Source organism: Deltaproteobacteria bacterium, assembly GCA_040223695.1.
GTDB lineage: Bacteria > Desulfobacterota_D > UBA1144 > Nemesobacterales > UBA2774 > JAVKFU01.
In genome coordinates this window covers 561,891-577,778 of the sequence record JAVKFU010000018.1, presented here as the reverse complement: position 1 = coordinate 577,778, position 15,888 = coordinate 561,891, and the positions used below count along the sequence as shown (strand labels likewise).

Annotated in this window: 17 protein-coding genes; 6 read left to right on the top strand and 11 right to left on the bottom strand. The window is 50.3% G+C overall.

Annotated features, from left to right (window positions below):
* Nucleotides 1-695: 695 nt before the first annotated feature.
* Nucleotides 696-2,714: a thaumatin family protein gene (locus RIG61_11720; protein ID MEQ9619823.1), complete on the top strand. Its 2,019-nt coding sequence runs from the start codon at nucleotides 696-698 to the stop codon at nucleotides 2,712-2,714.
* A 238-nt stretch (nucleotides 2,715-2,952) separates the two neighbouring features.
* Here RIG61_11720 and RIG61_11715 read toward each other — a convergent pair whose 3' ends face one another.
* Entirely contained in the window at nucleotides 2,953-3,576 is a 624-nt protein-coding gene (locus tag RIG61_11715; protein MEQ9619822.1) for a class I SAM-dependent methyltransferase, read from the bottom strand.
* A 231-nt stretch (nucleotides 3,577-3,807) separates the two neighbouring features.
* On the opposite strand from RIG61_11715, the gene RIG61_11710 reads away from it, so the two are divergent.
* Both RIG61_11710 and RIG61_11705 read left to right on the top strand, forming a co-directional pair.
* Entirely contained in the window at nucleotides 3,808-5,091 is a 1,284-nt protein-coding gene (locus tag RIG61_11710) for an MFS transporter (GenBank protein MEQ9619821.1), read from the top strand.
* Nucleotides 5,092-5,211: 120 nt separating this feature from the next.
* Nucleotides 5,212-5,676, top strand: a complete 465-nt coding sequence (locus tag RIG61_11705; GenBank protein MEQ9619820.1) for a VOC family protein — start codon at nucleotides 5,212-5,214, stop codon at nucleotides 5,674-5,676.
* Nucleotides 5,677-5,749: 73 nt separating this feature from the next.
* Here RIG61_11705 and RIG61_11700 read toward each other — a convergent pair whose 3' ends face one another.
* Nucleotides 5,750-6,289 carry a SprT-like domain-containing protein gene (locus RIG61_11700; GenBank protein ID MEQ9619819.1) on the bottom strand — a complete coding sequence of 180 codons (540 nt, stop codon included), beginning with the start codon at nucleotides 6,287-6,289 and terminating at the stop codon, nucleotides 5,750-5,752.
* Between the two features lie 56 nt (nucleotides 6,290-6,345).
* Here RIG61_11700 and RIG61_11695 point away from each other — a divergent pair, with 56 nt between their 5' ends.
* On the top strand, nucleotides 6,346-6,672 hold the full coding sequence (locus RIG61_11695) for a hypothetical protein (GenBank protein ID MEQ9619818.1): 327 nt from the start codon (nucleotides 6,346-6,348) through the stop codon (nucleotides 6,670-6,672).
* Nucleotides 6,673-7,172: 500 nt separating this feature from the next.
* Here RIG61_11695 and RIG61_11690 read toward each other — a convergent pair whose 3' ends face one another.
* The 6 genes from RIG61_11690 to RIG61_11665 form a co-directional block, all read right to left on the bottom strand.
* Nucleotides 7,173-7,448 carry a hypothetical protein gene (locus tag RIG61_11690; protein ID MEQ9619817.1) on the bottom strand — a complete coding sequence of 92 codons (276 nt, stop codon included), beginning with the start codon at nucleotides 7,446-7,448 and terminating at the stop codon, nucleotides 7,173-7,175.
* A 77-nt stretch (nucleotides 7,449-7,525) separates the two neighbouring features.
* On the bottom strand, nucleotides 7,526-8,377 hold the full coding sequence (locus RIG61_11685; GenBank protein MEQ9619816.1) for a transglutaminase family protein: 852 nt from the start codon (nucleotides 8,375-8,377) through the stop codon (nucleotides 7,526-7,528).
* Between the two features lie 7 nt (nucleotides 8,378-8,384).
* Complete coding sequence (locus tag RIG61_11680; protein ID MEQ9619815.1) at nucleotides 8,385-9,122, bottom strand: peptidase; 738 nt, start codon at nucleotides 9,120-9,122, stop codon at nucleotides 8,385-8,387.
* Complete coding sequence (locus RIG61_11675) at nucleotides 9,119-10,120, bottom strand: alpha-E domain-containing protein (GenBank protein MEQ9619814.1); 1,002 nt, start codon at nucleotides 10,118-10,120, stop codon at nucleotides 9,119-9,121. Before RIG61_11675 ends, RIG61_11680 begins: the two co-directional genes overlap by 4 nt.
* A 54-nt stretch (nucleotides 10,121-10,174) precedes the next feature.
* A complete protein-coding gene (locus tag RIG61_11670) occupies nucleotides 10,175-11,620 on the bottom strand; it encodes a circularly permuted type 2 ATP-grasp protein (GenBank protein MEQ9619813.1) in 1,446 nt (481 codons plus the stop codon).
* Nucleotides 11,621-11,983: 363 nt separating this feature from the next.
* Nucleotides 11,984-12,376, bottom strand: coding sequence for a hypothetical protein (locus RIG61_11665; GenBank protein MEQ9619812.1), 393 nt, complete (start codon nucleotides 12,374-12,376; stop codon nucleotides 11,984-11,986).
* 451 nt (nucleotides 12,377-12,827) lie between these two features.
* On the opposite strand from RIG61_11665, the gene RIG61_11660 reads away from it, so the two are divergent.
* The gene (locus tag RIG61_11660; protein ID MEQ9619811.1) at nucleotides 12,828-13,478 is read left to right on the top strand and encodes a hypothetical protein; all 651 of its coding nucleotides are present in this window, start codon (nucleotides 12,828-12,830) and stop codon (nucleotides 13,476-13,478) included.
* Between the two features lie 61 nt (nucleotides 13,479-13,539).
* Here RIG61_11660 and RIG61_11655 read toward each other — a convergent pair whose 3' ends face one another.
* From RIG61_11655 to RIG61_11645, 3 genes are all read right to left on the bottom strand, one after another.
* Nucleotides 13,540-13,938 (bottom strand): group III truncated hemoglobin, encoded by a 399-nt coding sequence (locus RIG61_11655; protein MEQ9619810.1) that lies wholly within the window; start codon nucleotides 13,936-13,938, stop codon nucleotides 13,540-13,542.
* A gap of 256 nt (nucleotides 13,939-14,194) precedes the next feature.
* A complete protein-coding gene (locus RIG61_11650) occupies nucleotides 14,195-14,632 on the bottom strand; it encodes a MerR family transcriptional regulator (GenBank protein MEQ9619809.1) in 438 nt (145 codons plus the stop codon).
* Between the two features lie 60 nt (nucleotides 14,633-14,692).
* On the bottom strand, nucleotides 14,693-14,866 hold the full coding sequence (locus RIG61_11645; protein MEQ9619808.1) for a hypothetical protein: 174 nt from the start codon (nucleotides 14,864-14,866) through the stop codon (nucleotides 14,693-14,695).
* Nucleotides 14,867-15,177: 311 nt separating this feature from the next.
* On the opposite strand from RIG61_11645, the gene RIG61_11640 reads away from it, so the two are divergent.
* On the top strand, nucleotides 15,178-15,870 hold the full coding sequence (locus tag RIG61_11640; protein MEQ9619807.1) for a class I SAM-dependent methyltransferase: 693 nt from the start codon (nucleotides 15,178-15,180) through the stop codon (nucleotides 15,868-15,870).
* The last annotated feature ends 18 nt before the right edge of the window (nucleotides 15,871-15,888 follow it).

Sequence of the window (15,888 nt, the reverse complement as noted above, 5' to 3'; positions counted from 1 at the left end):
AAAGCCTAATTCTCCAATATTATGCCGTCTTTGTCATGGAGAGAGGGAAAGGAAAAGAGGACATCCTTCGACTGCACACTACGTGTGCGCTCAGGATGATCGGGTTTAAAGGCGAGTTTGCCGCGCTCTTTTTATCCTGAGTTTATCGAAGTGTTCACAATGACAAACAAAAAGACAAAAAATAGATCCTGAAACGAGTTCAGTATGACGACTAAAAAGACGAGATTGCCGCAGGGACTTCGCCCCTTCGCAATGACAGGGTAGTGTTCGGTGCAGAGGAAATAAGGGAAAGGGGGGCGTCCTTCGATTGGACTCAGGACGAACGGGGTTTTGTAAAGACTTGAAAGACCAAGCCTGCTGCGCAGATTCTACGCTGATATTAGATTTCTCAGGCAATATTCTTCTGATTCGACCATACTCGACAGTTCCGTAACTCCCGATTACGAGCACATGTTATGTGCCGCTCATGCTGAGTCCAATCGAAGCATGTACATCCGAATATACGTGAGACATACAGTCGTTTATCCTCTCCTTCTAATCCCATCCTATTCCCATAAATATCAAGAACGATCTGTTTTCAAAATATTTTCGGCTGTACAATTCCTAAAAGATTAATCCGTTCCGCATCCCGGATACGTATTTTTATATAGGGATGTGGTCTATCTGTACAGGAAGTAATAAAAGGAGGATTTACAATGGATCTCACAAGTGTTACGAAACTTAGCTCCACTCTCATTCTGGCCTCGCTCATCGCATTCCTTATGAGCGCGGGTCCGCGGCCCGCGGTCGCGCAGCACACGATAACAGTTAACAACAATTGCACGGATACGGTATGGGTCGGCGCGTTTCCTAATGTACAGTCGGTCACAGTCGGTACGACTAACGTGACCACGCTCGGCGGCTGGGAGATGACGACGGGCCAGTCGGCCACGGTGCAAGTGCCCGCCTCCTGGAGCGGGAGGTTCTGGGCGCGGACGGGGTGCAGCTTTAACGCCACGGGCGTATGCGACTCCAAGACCGTAAAAGTAAACGGCACCGATTACGTGATTGCCAACTGCTGCGATACGGGAGGTTGTATGAACGGGAGCAATTTCGCACTCAACTGCGCGCAGACCGGCCTGCCCCCGGCTACCCTGGCGGAACTGACTGTAGTATCAAGCGGTCAGGACAGCTACGACGTAAGCATGGTGGACGGCGGAAACGTCTCCGTGGAAATAATCCCCGATTCCTCAACCTATGACTGTACAGGCAACCCGAATTGTATTAACACGGCTAACCTGCCGGGCACTAACTCATCCAGCTGCACGCAGGACTCGGACTGCTACCCGCTATTCGGCTTCGGCTTCAAATGGAAATGCGACCCAAATCTTAAAATGTGCGTCAATCCTTTCTTTTGCGGGAGCCCCGGATGCACCGACACAGGCGGATGCGCTCCGGCGGGCCTAACCCAGTCCGTGCTTCCGAATTCGACATGGACCGGCTCCGGACTCGCGGTCTCACAGGCTAATTGCCCTTCCGACCTCCAGCTAACGAATGAACAGAACCAGGGAAGCACGTATGTGGGCTGTTTTGCGCCCCAGAAGTTCTGCAGAAAATCATGCAGCATCGACGGCGATTGCGGTCCCCCGTATACATTCAACTGCGGAGGCTCCGGCTTCTGTGAGGACAGCGGCGGCACAATACTGGGAGCTGACTGCGACACCGCCGTTAGCGGCACTACGAACGAAGACCTCTGGGCATGCGCGGGAGTGAACTCAGGCTCGTGCTTCACCACAGGCACGATGGACTCCAACTGCTGCGGATGCCCGACGTGGGCGCCGGGATTCCCGAACGCATTTCCTAACGGAGCGTGCGTCGCGGGAAATAACACCACGTGGCAGTCAGTAGCTCAGCCTGTAGCCGCGGTATTCAACAGCGCAAGCCCCACGTCCTACGCCTTCCCCTTCGACGACGCTATTAAGCTCTTCGACTGTGCGGCGAAATCGGGGAGCGTAACCGCCTACACGGTCAACTTTTGCCCCAGCGATTCGGACGGCGACGGGGTACAAAACTCAGGCGACTCGGACGCCGATGGAGACGGCATCACCAACACGAGGGAAACAGTCTTAGGCACCCAGACCGAAGCCGCACGTAACGGAGACATAGTAGGCACTCCGAACGACGCTGACGCTGACGGGATCGAAAACATGCTCGACCTCGACTCAGACAATGACGGTGTGCCCGACGTTGCGGAGGCGGGAAGAGCGGATCTGGATGCGGACAGGGACGGTATTATAGACGACCAGACCGACACGGACGGTGACGGCGTACCGGACGCGGTGGACCCGGATCAGGGCGGCGCCGAGCTGATACCGATTGACAGCGACGGGGACGACATACCGGACACACTGGATACGAATTCCGATAACGACGGAGGCACCGACTTCGAGGAGAATGACGGAGAGGGCGATAGTGACGGAGACGGCCTTCCCGACAGCGTGACCGACGAGAACGGGGACGGACTGCTCGACATATTCGACCCGGACTTCGGACAGCCGCTTGTAATAAGGGACTCCGACGGGGACGGCACGCCAGACTTCCAGGACGCAGACGGCGGAAACGGTGGATGCTGGATAGCAGCTCCGGGAACAGGGGACAATTCAGCCTCTCTATGGCTGATTCTCCCGGCTATCGTGCTCTTCAGAATGCTCAGGAGAAGAACGAAGAAGAATTAACTTAAAAACTTTCTATCCGAAGACGGGCGTTAAGGATTCATCTCTACGGCCATAATCCCTAGCGCCCGCACATACAATGTGTGCTCATACACGATTTCTTTGATCACTTCTGAATACACCCAACAATGCAACCATATCCTTAGGATGTTCCTATACGAGCGCGCATCCTTCGACCGGACTCAGGAGATGCAACAGTAACGTATGCCATACACTCAGAAATCCGGTAGTAACGACTGGTTTACCTGTTTGTCCTTTTAAATAAGATATATATGTAAGGTCTTTCCTCGCCGGAAGGCGTGTAATAGGTATGGTCGAAATGCTCAATTAGATCGAATCCCTCACCCAAGAAATCAGACAACATTGCTTGATCGTAATTCATTATATTCAAACCGCTGCACTTCCTGGCTCCTATCGGGGAAAAGCTCGCAATAATTACATAACCCCCTCTTTTAACTACCTTCTTTAGAACCGTCAAATACATCTCCCGTTCTTTTTCTTCGAGTAAAAAATGCAATAAAGCTCTGTCGTGCCAAAGAGCTATATTTTTTAAATTCTTCATATGCGTTGGCCGTGTGATGTCATCCACAATCCATTCTACCAGGCGGCTCTTTTCTTTCCCCAGTCTCTCCATGAGCTTATTCAAAGCCGTCTGACTGATATCGACAGCGATAACATTCTCATACCCGCTTTCAAGAAGATAATCTATGAATGCCGACGTTCCTGCTCCTACATCCAATACGGCATCATCCTTATCAAGCAGGCAACGGGACATTAATCTAATCGAGGGCTCCGGTACTTTTTCATACCAGCCTAACCTGTTTATGTCTCTTGAGGCATAAACATTTTCCCAGTGATCCTTCATTGCGTTACTCCATTAATAGCCAATCCTCTTAACAGTTACAGACCTGTTTTTACCAAATAAAAATATTTTACACTTTTTACCCTTGGCATACACTCGGTATTAGAAAATACATTTTTGTCATTTCGAATGTACTCGGGGAAATTAAGTCTTTGTTTTTTTGGCCCTCCCCTTTCTTGCAATCCCATACTGCAAATACTATAATCCCTCACCAAAAAACTTACCCAAGGTAAAATGGAACGAACAAAGCCGGAAAGGCTGCCGCATAAAAAAACAGTGATAGCGAGCTCGCTTGCGATCATCCTCGAATGGTACGACTTCTCAATCTTCGGGTTCTACGCGGTAGTCCTGTCGAAACTCTTCTTTCCCTTCGCTGACGATACAACGGCTATCCTGTCGACTTTTATGATATTCGCGCTCAGCTTTCTCTTCCGCCCGCTCGGCTCCGTCATAATATCGAGCCTCGGCGACAGGTTCGGACGGAAAAACGCCTTCATCCTCACCGTAATCCTCATGACGTTCCCCACCGTTCTCATCGGTCTGCTTCCCACTTACGGCAGTATAGGCGTAGCGGCAACGATTCTTCTCATCGTCCTCAGAATCGGTCAGGCGCTTTCAGTAGGCGGGGAGCGCTCTGCGACACTCTCGCTCCTTACCGAGATAGCCCCGCCAAACCTGAGGGGCCTTTACGGAAGCATGTCGCTCTTCAGCACTACGACGGGCATACTGCTCGCCTCCGCCGTGTGCGGCCTCGTCTCAAGCATGCTCACGGAGGAGCAGCTTTACTCCTGGGGATGGAGAATCCCCTTTCTGCTGGGAATTGTATCAGGAATTGCTGCTTTTTTACTGAGGAGAATCGTGAAGGAGTCCCGGATTTTTCTCAATTTGAAGGAGTCGGGCGAGACATCCGAATCTCCCCTCATCGAATCGGTAAGAGAACACTGGAGATCGGTCCTGACGATCCTTACCGCGACGATTATGTTTGCCGTGAGCTTCTACCTCATATTCGTATATATAATCACTTTCGCCACACGTTTCGGGGACATGCCCCTATCCCGAATACTCAACATCAACACCATGAATCTGGCGATCTGCACTTTGCTGGTCCCCTTGGGCGGCTACTTCTCGGACAGAGTCGGACGGAAGCCCGCGCTGATTGTCGGATGCGCGGGGGAGATAGTAGTAGGGTTCCTGCTATTTAAAGTTTTCGCCGGGGACAATCTCACACTTAAGATTCTGACGCAGCTGGCAGGGGGGCTGATGAACGTGATATTCGCGGGCGCGTTCGCCGCCTTTATGGTCGAGAGCTTCCCCACGCGCGTCAGGATGAGCGGCATATCGATGGGGAACGTTATCGGCTTCTCTGTATTCGGAGGCTCGGCGCCGCTGGTCGCCTCCTATCTTATAAGCGCAACAGGCGACGTAACCGCGCCCGGCATATACCTCGCGCTTGCCTCAGCGGTCTCACTCATAGCTGTCCTCCGCATAAACGAAACATTCAGGAAGGAGCTTAAATAACCGCCCGCGCCGAACCGGAAATAATATTACTATGGCCTTCAAAACTATCTCCGACTACCTGCACGGGGAAGAGAAGCTTCTTGTCTATGCACTCCTCTCGTATATCCTAGTCATCTCGATATGAAAATAAGATTCGCTCACCTGAGCATTACGGCAACAGACCTGAAAAAGCTGTCCGAATTCTATATGAAAGCACTCGGCTTCGTTCCCGCGCTTGCGGAAAAGGGGTTTTCAGGAGAATGGGTCGAAAAGGGGACAGGTGTAAAGGGCGCCGATTTCAGGAGAATTCACCTCCGTCTTCCAGGCTCTGAAGATAGCCCCCTTCTGGAGATAATTCAATACACTGAAACGATAGACGGCGCATCGCGAGGGCCTGCGAACTCAGCCGGGATAAGACATGTGGCTTTTGAGGTCGAAAGCGACGAAAATTTGAGAAAACTGTTCGACCTTGTAATAAGAAACGGCGGAGGGAAGCTGGGGGAGATTTCCTCGCACAGGGTAGAAGGCCTTGGAGAGGTGAGCTTCGTTTATATGACCGACCCCGAGGGCAATATAGTGGAGCTTGTCAGCTGGAGCCGTGAGTGAAAGTTACTTTACAAAAAAAGTAAATTAGCGCGGTGAGCTTCTGCCGGGATCAGCCAAGAAATGAAGCGCCCGCTCAGACCCTTTTCTTTTTCGGATAAAAAGGAAGGACCTGCTGTTTGGCAATAGATGTCCACCTGTCCGCATCGTATTTCTCCGCGGGAATAATTCTGAGCCTGTACCTGGAATCGTACCCCCTGCCGCACTCATTGCACGAGTAGCTCCTCCTCACCTTTCTGTAAAACTGCACGGTCTTACCACAGGAAGGGCATACTCCTATATATTTCCCCCTGGGCATCTGCAGCTCTTCCCCCGACGCGCATCGCTCCGGACGGCACCCTACCCGCTTGGCTATCTCCCTCCAGCCATTGTCATGGTTCGTCTTACCCGTTTTCATGTAATGAAGCGCGTGCGCTATCTCGTGCAGAAGCGTGTCTCTCATCACGGAGTAAGGATTTGTTATCATGAACGCGAGGGAAATGGAAATGACCCTGCTCCGGGGCTTGCAGTAGCCGAGCTGCCTTTTCTGGTTCGAGAACCGTAGCACCCAGTCGTTAAGACCCCACCTTTTCCTCTCCACTATCCAATCGCTGATTATCTCTTCGCGGGATGTCATATTCGGACAGAAAATAATTATACCGTGTATAATAGAGAATAAAGGATTAATTTATCGTGAGTGAAAAAAACTTTTTCTTTATTATAGCTATCCCCAAGGACGAGATTATAGAATACACTACAAAGCTCAACTCCTATATTTCCAGAGTCTTCCCCGGAAAGAAGAACCCTTTCACCCTGAAACCGCTTGAGATAGGGGATGAAGACGCCCTCGCAAAGGTCACTATACGCACGACAGAGGCGGAAATGACCGATTTCGCCCGCCGCTTTTTCGGCTCGGGGTACGAATTCATAGAGCGGGAGGACGGCGAGGTAGAGATTATACGCACCACCGGAGAAGAAACCCCGCAAGACGAGGGGAATGGGGATGTTATAAAGCATTAGCGTCCATATCCAGTGTGTTTCCACGGTTTCTTTGAATCACGCCAGAATTCATACAACATAACCTGGTCCGCATACCCTGAGCTGGCACTATCCAAGCCTGCGTCTTTCGATTGGACTCAGGACGAAGGGGTTTTAAATGCTATTTATCGATAAAATCCCCATTGATCCCCCTTTACAAAAGGGGAAAATAACTCTCCCCCACTCGTCTGAATACTGCCAGCATGTATCCTCAAGCCCGATCATCCTAAACGCAGGTGGAGTGTGCAGTCAAAGTACGATCTCTCCGAGAGTCTTCTTGTAATTCGATAACACTCAACGGTTTCGTAACTACCGAATGCTAGCATATGTTATGTGCCGCTCATGCTGAGCCCTGTCGAACGTGTATACGTATTGTGATAATAAAATTTCAACATACTCAACCTTTTGGTTGATTATCCACAAAAGCATTTCATCAATGCGGAAGAGAAGAAGAGCTCCGCTGAATTTTAAATTAGTTCCCCCTACTCTCCCACGGCGGGCATTCCGCCGACCGGGGGCATGATACAGCAGTAAAAAGCACCGTTTACAGAATAGCAGCTCTCATCGGGCTCAGGGCAGGGCGTGGCCGGGCTGCAGTCGCTAGGGGTGCATATGTCGGAAATGTCAGGGTCGAGGGGCGCTATCGGAAGATCGCCTCCCTCATCAGCGGCAAAAGCGGAGGACAACGGTAAAGCCGGAAGTATGGCAAATACTAAAACAAGGGCTGATCTGATCAGATATTGTGGCAATTTCGGCATTTTTAATCCCTCCTTCAAATGAAAAGGATTTAGATATTATATGCCAGATTCTAACTCCAGAACAGTCCCTATATAATCTATTTTTCAGTGGTCACATCGATTTCAAACTCAATTTTAGCGCTTGCTCCGTCCCCTCTGAAAGTCCCTGTTACAGGGGCCGCATCCTCAGGCATAACCCCTGATGCAAGGGCCACATGAGAGTCCGTGACCGAAAGCCCCTCGCTCGGATCGTACCCCCTCCAGCCGCCTCCGGGCAGATATATCTCCGCCCACGCGTGAAGCTGCCGTTCCGTAGAGTGCATTTCAGCTTCCCTGTACCCGCTCACAAACCGCGCGGCGAGCCCTGCGGCCCTGCACGATTCCATAAACAGCAGCGTTAAGTCCCTGCACGTGCCCATCCCGGAGAGAAGTGTGACTTCAGGGGGGAAAGGCGGGCCTTCTTGACGCACGGTCTGCTCGAAGTCCGAGTAGATGCGTGAATTAAGCGTGGAAAGGAACTTGATCGTGTCCCCGTTCGTTTCTTCCAGTATAGAAGACGCGAAGTCCTCCAGCTTGCCGCCAGGCTCAGAGCTTCTGATCAGGTAAGGCTTGATGGAAAATTGAAAGTCGGAGGAGTAATCCGCCGGCAGTCTGGCTACGGAATTATCGGTAATTATGAAGTCGAAGGGGTTGGTCCTCAGGGTTTCGACCATTGCCTCCGTCTTTAATGTAAGGCTTGTCAGAGTTCCGCTGAACCATAGGCTTACACAGTCGTTCCCTGAAATGTCAATAATATCGGCCTTTCCCGAGGGCTCGGGGTCTACCGCGAGGTCGAAGTCGATGAGCTTCTGTGTGCAGTCGCTCCTGGGCCTGAGCCTTACCGTATGCGGCTCCAGGAAAACCTCAGAGCTGAAGCTGTACCGGGTAGTGTGGCGGATAGATATAATCATAAGGTTATTATTTTGATTTGTCGCCGAGCTTGTCGAAAGCCAGTTTCATCCACTCATGCGGGAGCTCCCTTATCCCTTCCCTGAGCACGTCCTGCCACCATTTTGAAATCTCGATCAGCTGGTCCCTTTCATATCTGTGCTCAACAATCTCGTAGGTGTCCGCTCTATAAAGCACCACGTCTATAGGATAGTCCACGTCTATGGCGCTCGCCCTCGTTGCATCAAACGCGAGATAACCGATCTTGAGAGCCATATCCATGTTGAGCTCATAAGACAGAGCCCTGTCCATTATGGGTTTCCCGTAGCTCGACTCCCCTATGAGGTAATAAGGGGTTCCCTGGCCGACTTCCACCCAGTTGCCCTGCGGGTAGAGCATGTAGAGCTTGTGCTCCCTGTCCTGCTCCAGCTGACCACCGATAATCGAGAAGAGGTTAAAATGAAGCCCCGCCTCTTCGAGCGCCTCCTTATCCTCGTCCCCGACCCGCCTCACCTGAGCGGCGAACGCGTTCACCGCCTTGTACAGCTTATCGAAGGTCTGGTCGCTCTCCTCGAGAACCTCGTTGAAGTAGGTAAGCGCCTTGTCCCTTACGGACCTGAGACCGGAGGTCATGAGGAATAGCGAATGTCTCCCGTACTGATGTATGGTAACTTTCCTCGCGGTTATGCACTCCGTGCCGGTGGTCACCAGCGTGTCCGCAATTCCCACAAGCCCCTTCCTCACTTTCATACCGACGCAGAATGTCATTCCTGGCCTTTAAGTGTCCCGTTGAATTCGTTATGCTGCCCCTCCACTATCGGAGTCAGCGCAAAAAAGGTATCGAATATCGCGTCCCCGACGAGGTTGAGCTTGGTCTGAAAGTTGTCCAGATACTCATGCAGACCGCCTGAAATTATTTCATCAATATTAGCGTAGTCAAGCTCCGAACACAAGCGCCCGAGCTTCCTTTCAGCCTCGTTCCGGTAAGTGCCCGGCTCCGTGCCGGTAATCTTGTGAAGGGACTCTTCCGCTTTCATCAGACAATAGTGTATGGAGCGGGGGAAAAAACTGTCCAGCATCAGGAACTCCGCAACCTTGCGCGGATCTATTTTCCTGTATTTTTTCCTGTACATCTCAAAAGCGCTTGCGGATTTGAGAAGCGCTGCCCACTCGATATTGTCTATAGGACTCCCCACGTCCTCCACCCGGGGCAGCAGGATGAAGTACTTGACGTCAAGGATACGGGATGTCTTGTCCGCCCTTTCTATCAGGCGGCCGAGGCGCGCGAAATGCCAGCCCTCGCCGTGGGACATCGTAGTATCCGTAATTCCGATAAAAAGGTGGCTTTGCATCTTGATATTTGTGTAGAAATCGTGAGGTGAGTCGAGCCTGCCGCTCTCGCCCTCGGCTCCGAGAAGGTTGAAGTAGCTCTTGTTAATCTGTTCCCACATCTCGGAAGATATGATCTCTCGGACAGACCTCGCGTTCTCCCTAGCGTTCGTAAGCGCGGAAATTATGGAGTTCGGGTTTTCCCTGTCGAATGTGAGAAAATGTATGACATTATCCTTGGTGGCGTCGTCCCCGTACCTCTCCTCGAAGTGTTCAATGTCCCCCGTAATCTTTATCAATGGTTCCCACTGCTCATCGAGCTCCACGGGGGAATCGAGTATGAGGTGAAGATTAACATCTATAAATCTGGCTATGTTCTCCGCCCGTTCGAAATAACGGCTCATCCAGTAAATAGAATTTGCTACTCTGCTAAGCATACGCTTTAATTTCCAAAATCAGTGTTTGTGATTTATTGTAAAATCGAATATTTCTCAATTGCCCGGAACTGTCTCCAGAACCCACGTGTCCTTGCTCCCGCCTCCCTGAGACGAGTTGACGACGAGAGAGCCTTTCCTGAGGGCTACGCGCGTGAGCCCTCCGGGCATTACGTAGATATCCTCGCCGTAGAGGACGTAGGGCCTGAGGTCCACGTGCCTGCCCTCGAAGTGATCGTCGACTATGACCGGCACCCTCGACAGAGAGACCGTAGGCTGGGCTATATAATTTCTCGGGTTGGCCTTTATCTTCTCCGCAAACTCCTCTCTTTCTTTCGGACCGGCATGGGGGCCTACAAGCATGCCGTACCCGCCCGATTCGTTCGCCGCCTTTACGACATATTTATCCAGATTTCCGAGAACGTGTTCCTTTTCCTTCTCATCCCAGCACACATAAGTCGGTACGTTGGGCAGAATCGCGTCTTCACCCGTGTAGTACTTGATTATTTTGGGTACGTAAGCGTATATGACCTTGTCGTCCGCTATACCGGTGCCGGGAGCGTTGGCGAGCGCCACGCGCCCCGCCTTATAAACATCTATTATGCCGGGAACGCCGAGAAGCGAATCCGGGTTAAACGCCGTAGGATCGAGGAAGGTGTCGTCTATCCTCCTGTAAATTACATCCACTTTCTGAAAGCCTTTAGTTGTCCTCATAAAAACATAGCCGTCCGATACGACCAGATCGGAACCCTCGACGAGCTCAATACCCATCTGCTGAGCGAGGAACGAATGCTCGAAGTATGCGGAGTTGTATATACCCGGCGTAAGGAGCGCGACGGTAGGCTGGGAAGTATTATCCGGTGTAAGGTGCTGAAGCGTGCTCAGAAGCCTCTCCGGATAATCGTCCACGGGCCTCACTTTTGAAGCCTCAAACACGAGTGGGAAGGTCCTTTTGAGCACCTGCCTGTTTTCCAGCACATAGGAGACCCCGGAGGGGGTTCTGAGATTGTCCTCAAGCACGTAAAACTTCCCGTCTTTGTCCCTCACAAGGTCGGTTCCGGTAATATGACACCAAATGCCTTTGGGCGGGTTTATGCCCCTGCACTGCTCCTGAAAGCACTTACCCGAATAAAGTATTTCCTCCGGGATAATACCGTCTTTTATAATCTTCTGGTCGTGATAAACATCGTCTATGAAGAGATTGAGGGCGTAAATCCTTTGTTTAAGACCGTCCTCTATCTGCTTCCAGTCACCCGGTTCAACAATCCTGGGCACTATATCGAAAGGGAAGATCTTCTCTATACCCGTCTCGTCGCTATAGACCGTAAAAGTGACTCCCATATTGAATAAAGCCGCCTCGGCCGCTTTCTGCCTTCTGAGTATATCTCCCGAAGGCAATGACTCCAGTCTGTCTATGAGTATGCTGGTTCCGGGCCGCGGTCTGGCTTGCGCTTCGAAGAGCTCGTCGTAATATCCTTCTGTATCATAATCGTTAAAATCCATTTTTTCCTTTGTTTATTATAACATACGAGGGCATGTTGTCGAAATCAGGTGTCTTGCCGCGCGTCTGTAAAGCATAAAATTAGGGATTGAATCAGACATCTATCAACATTGCCCACGGAACCGATTAATCAATACGTTTACTAATCCATCGAGCTTCCGGATGTCACGTGACGGGCCCCCTGGTCATAAAGTAGCAGGGGAAAGGACCCGGTCCGGCTAAAAGTGTGGTAATCCGTTGTTCAGCAAGCCCGGTTCAATTTTGTTTCTCCGGGAGTAATAGTTGGAGGCGGGAACATGCGTGGATTTCCCGCCTCCAGCTATATAAGGACGTATGAAGAAATGAGCTCACCATTTCTTTCGTTATTAGTTCAAATCCACGGCCTTGTTTACTGTGTAGAGTTCCCCGTCCTCTCTGTCGGAGACGTCGCCCTCATATTCCTCTTTTGCGTCGAGATAAGTCTCGGAAACAAGGCGCTTTTCAATGAGGGAGGGAACCTTTTCCTTTACATAGGGGTCGTATGAGCAAATTCCGGACATTATGTATCCGAGGAGCGCTACTTCCAGAAGGAAATCCACGTTCGCTTCCACCACTTCCTTACTGTGACGGCCATCATCGGGCTGATCGATATTGCCGTGGATGGTTTGCCTGAGATAGCGACCTATTTCGAACACATCCTTTTCCTTTTGATTCTGTCTCATCCAGACACCCAGATTAAACGCGGTTTTAATCGAGAACGCCGTACTGTCGTTATTCATCATCCTGCCTCCTCCTTTAAGAGTTTTACCGATGATCCGACCTGCCCGCTCTTACTTCTTTCCATCATCCTCCATGCTCTTCGCGTTTGCTAATGTTTTCATCTTAACGCTCATGTGTAATGATAAGTGCAATTACCATGCCATCCATCAATATATTGAAAATCTGTAGAATTTTCTCATGATTTGATGTAGTTATATGTCTTAGCATATGCGGTTTATTTCTAAACAGGCAGGAATATGCCCATTATATAAACAGAGGGTCTTAATTTAATGGCACGCGCGTCCTGAGCTGTCACCATACAGGCGTGCATCCTTCGATAGCTCGACAGGCTCACTGCCAGGACGAGCGGATTTAAAACTTCGAAAGACCGAGCGAGTTTGTTCGTAACATGTAACAGAAAGAGCTTTTTGCAATCCCGCGCGCTCTGTGTAATTTATCTATAATCCTTCAATGAACACGTTACGATTCGGACTTTACGCGGGGGCCGCGTGGGCGCTCGTCTCGCTTATTTTAGTAATTATCTCCTTGATGAACGGAGACACCTCCGCCTGGGTCGAGCTCGATTTCAGGCCGCTGACCGAGAGCGTCATGCTTGTTGCAGACGCTTTTGGCGGGGAATCGGCCTTCAGCCGGATAATCCTCTATGCCGAGACCGGACTTCCGATAACGCCCGTTCATGTAGCCCTGTGCGCAATCATCGCATTCGCCGACGGCTTCGCAAGCGGTTTTCTTATCGCGCTACTGTACAACCTGATTTCGATTATACGTGAAAATAGTAAGCCCCTCCCGGCAATCTACTTCGGCGCCGCTACGGGAGTCGTGCTCGGAATATCCTCGGGCCTCCTCGCCCTGACGGGCATCGAGTACGGACTCAACATACAGTCCTTCGACTTCACCGTAAGACCCGTCTGGGGAATATTCTCCGCCCTCTCGGGTACGGCAGCCGCCGAATCGCTGGAAACACTCCGGCGGTCATATATATATTTCCCCGGCAGCTATCCGGGGGCGCTTGCGTGGGCGGGATGGGGGTTTATCGACGGTTTCATCGGAGGCCTTCTGATAAGCTTCGTATATGTCAAATTAAAACGGGGAGCAAAGTAGCAAAAACCGGCAAAGGATAAAAGCAAGTCTGTTAAAACCATAAAAGGGAGAAAATGGACACTCAGCAGTCTGGCAGGACACCCAATCGCTTCTTCATCAGAGTCGCTATCGAACCCGACCTCTCTTTAGCCCTGTTGGCAACAGGGCCTTCGAAATACTCATCGATTGTATTATGAAACAGGTACAGCCACCTGGTGAAATACTGATTTTTGAGCGGTATTTTGCTGTTCAGGTCCGTGTGCACGTTCATGGCCTGCGCGCCGCCCTCGTAAACGGGGTTTTGAAACAGCACCGTCTCCCAGAAATCACAGATAACCGGGAGGTGTTTGTCGAGGTCTATTTTAGCGTAGAAAGTGAAGATAAACCCTATAACCGGGTCGTCCATCATGCGCTCGTAAAACCTTCCGACCAGCCTGTCTATGTCTTCTCTGTTCTCGATATCCCCTGTAACGATAGCCATAGCACCTTATAGGGTAGATTCTACCTGATTTCCAACTGATCCCCCAATACGCGCCGTGGTGCGTTTCCACGGTTTCTTCCTTTCCGCGCTGCCCGTTCGAGCATCCTCACAAGTCCGATTATTCCAGAATACGAGCACATGCTATATGCGCTTATGTACGTTTAGCCCCTAAAATTCCGGATTTTACAGAGGAGAAACGCCGCATTGCTATGCATTAATAAAAAAAACTTAATAGTTGAAATTGTTTCGAAGAACGTCACTTGTTATTAAAGTACATTTCAATTTTCGGGCAAATTAGTTCATCCGAATTGCACACTTCAAGCTTTTGCATCCCCGACCACTCTCTCTCCAGTTTTTTCAGATTGGTTTTAAGCTTCTTCAATTCCTTTAGTCTAATATCGGTTTCAACAATTCTTTGTTTTAACAGTCCACCAATGTGCTCGCAGGGATCATCACCTTTATCGCTTATAGTGATAATCCGTTTGATGTCATTGAGTGTAAACCCCAGGCTTTTTGCTTTCTTTATGAATTTAAGCCTTTTTATCGTATCTTCCGAATACACTCTGTAGTTGTTCGCACCGCGCTCTGGCCTGGGCAGGAGACTGATTTCTTCGTAATAGCGTATTGTTCTCGGGTTAATATTGATTAGCTTTGCCAGCTCGCCGATAGAGAGTGAATATTCTTTCATGTTCATTACCCTCTCGTGATATAGGCAGGGAGGGCGGTAAACATACCTCCCTCCCCAAGACAGCGGTCAAATTTTTCCAATTTCACCACTTTGAACCTTTTCCACTATCGTGTTCCATTCATCGACCTTGAGCTCGACAAGGTTACCTTCCTCGCCTATTAACACTCGATTTTCGCGGAACACGATTTCAGGACATGCTCCACATTCAGGGCAAAGGTTTACAGTTCTTATCGACTGCATCGCAATCACCTCCTTATTATTTTTTAAAGCATTGAAATATATTTTACAGGTTGCAGTAAGGTGGAATGTCAAGAGATCTTTATCGGGTTAAAAATAATCGGATTAAAAATAATATGAATCGATCAAAACGATCACGGCAGAGAGTTTACCGTTTTTAACACTATATTATTTTGAAATGAATTATAACTATAAGGCGGACTTTATATATTATGACCTGACCAGTTATTTGATAATGGCATCACAGGCGCGCCGGACTGTCCCTCTATTCTCGTCCTTTTCCCTTAACTTTAAATCAATTACAATAATATTCCATGTCCGGGAAGTTCGACCCCGAAAAACGGTTCAACGATAGAGCAAAAGTCTATGACGGGGATATACTGAAGATAATCCCGGGATACGCCGCTCTCCATGAGACGGCTCTTCATCTGCTGGAGACAACCCTTCCAGAAGACGCCTATGTCCTCGTGGCGGGCGTGGGAACCGGGAACGAGGCCGTGACACTCGCATCACGGAACCCCGGCTGGCGCATTACGGGATTCGATATTGCGGAGAACATGATCAAGGCGTCGGGGGAGAAGGTCGCCAGGCTCGGCCTCGGGGACAGAATAGAGCTAATTCACGGCGGGCTCGATGACGTGCTTCAGGAGTCATTCGACGCTGCCGCCTGCCTTCTCGTGACGCACTTCATCCCGTATGAGAAAAAACTCGAGTTTCTAAGGGCAATTGCGTTCAGACTGAATCCGGGAGCGAAGCTGGTAACGGCGGATTTCACAGGGGACCGGAAATCGGACGAATTCGGGCAATTCGTCAAAGCGTGGGAGTCGTATCAGCTCGAGACGAGAGAGCCTGAAGACGTCGCCGAGGGGCTCAAACACACGAGGCACGACCTCGACATACTATCTCACGAAGAGGCGATCTCGCACCTGGAGGAAGCGGGGTTCCGGGATGTTCGGCTATTCTGGAAATCGCTCGTCTTCAGCGGCTATATAGCGGAAAGGGAATGATTATCAAGTTACGAGATT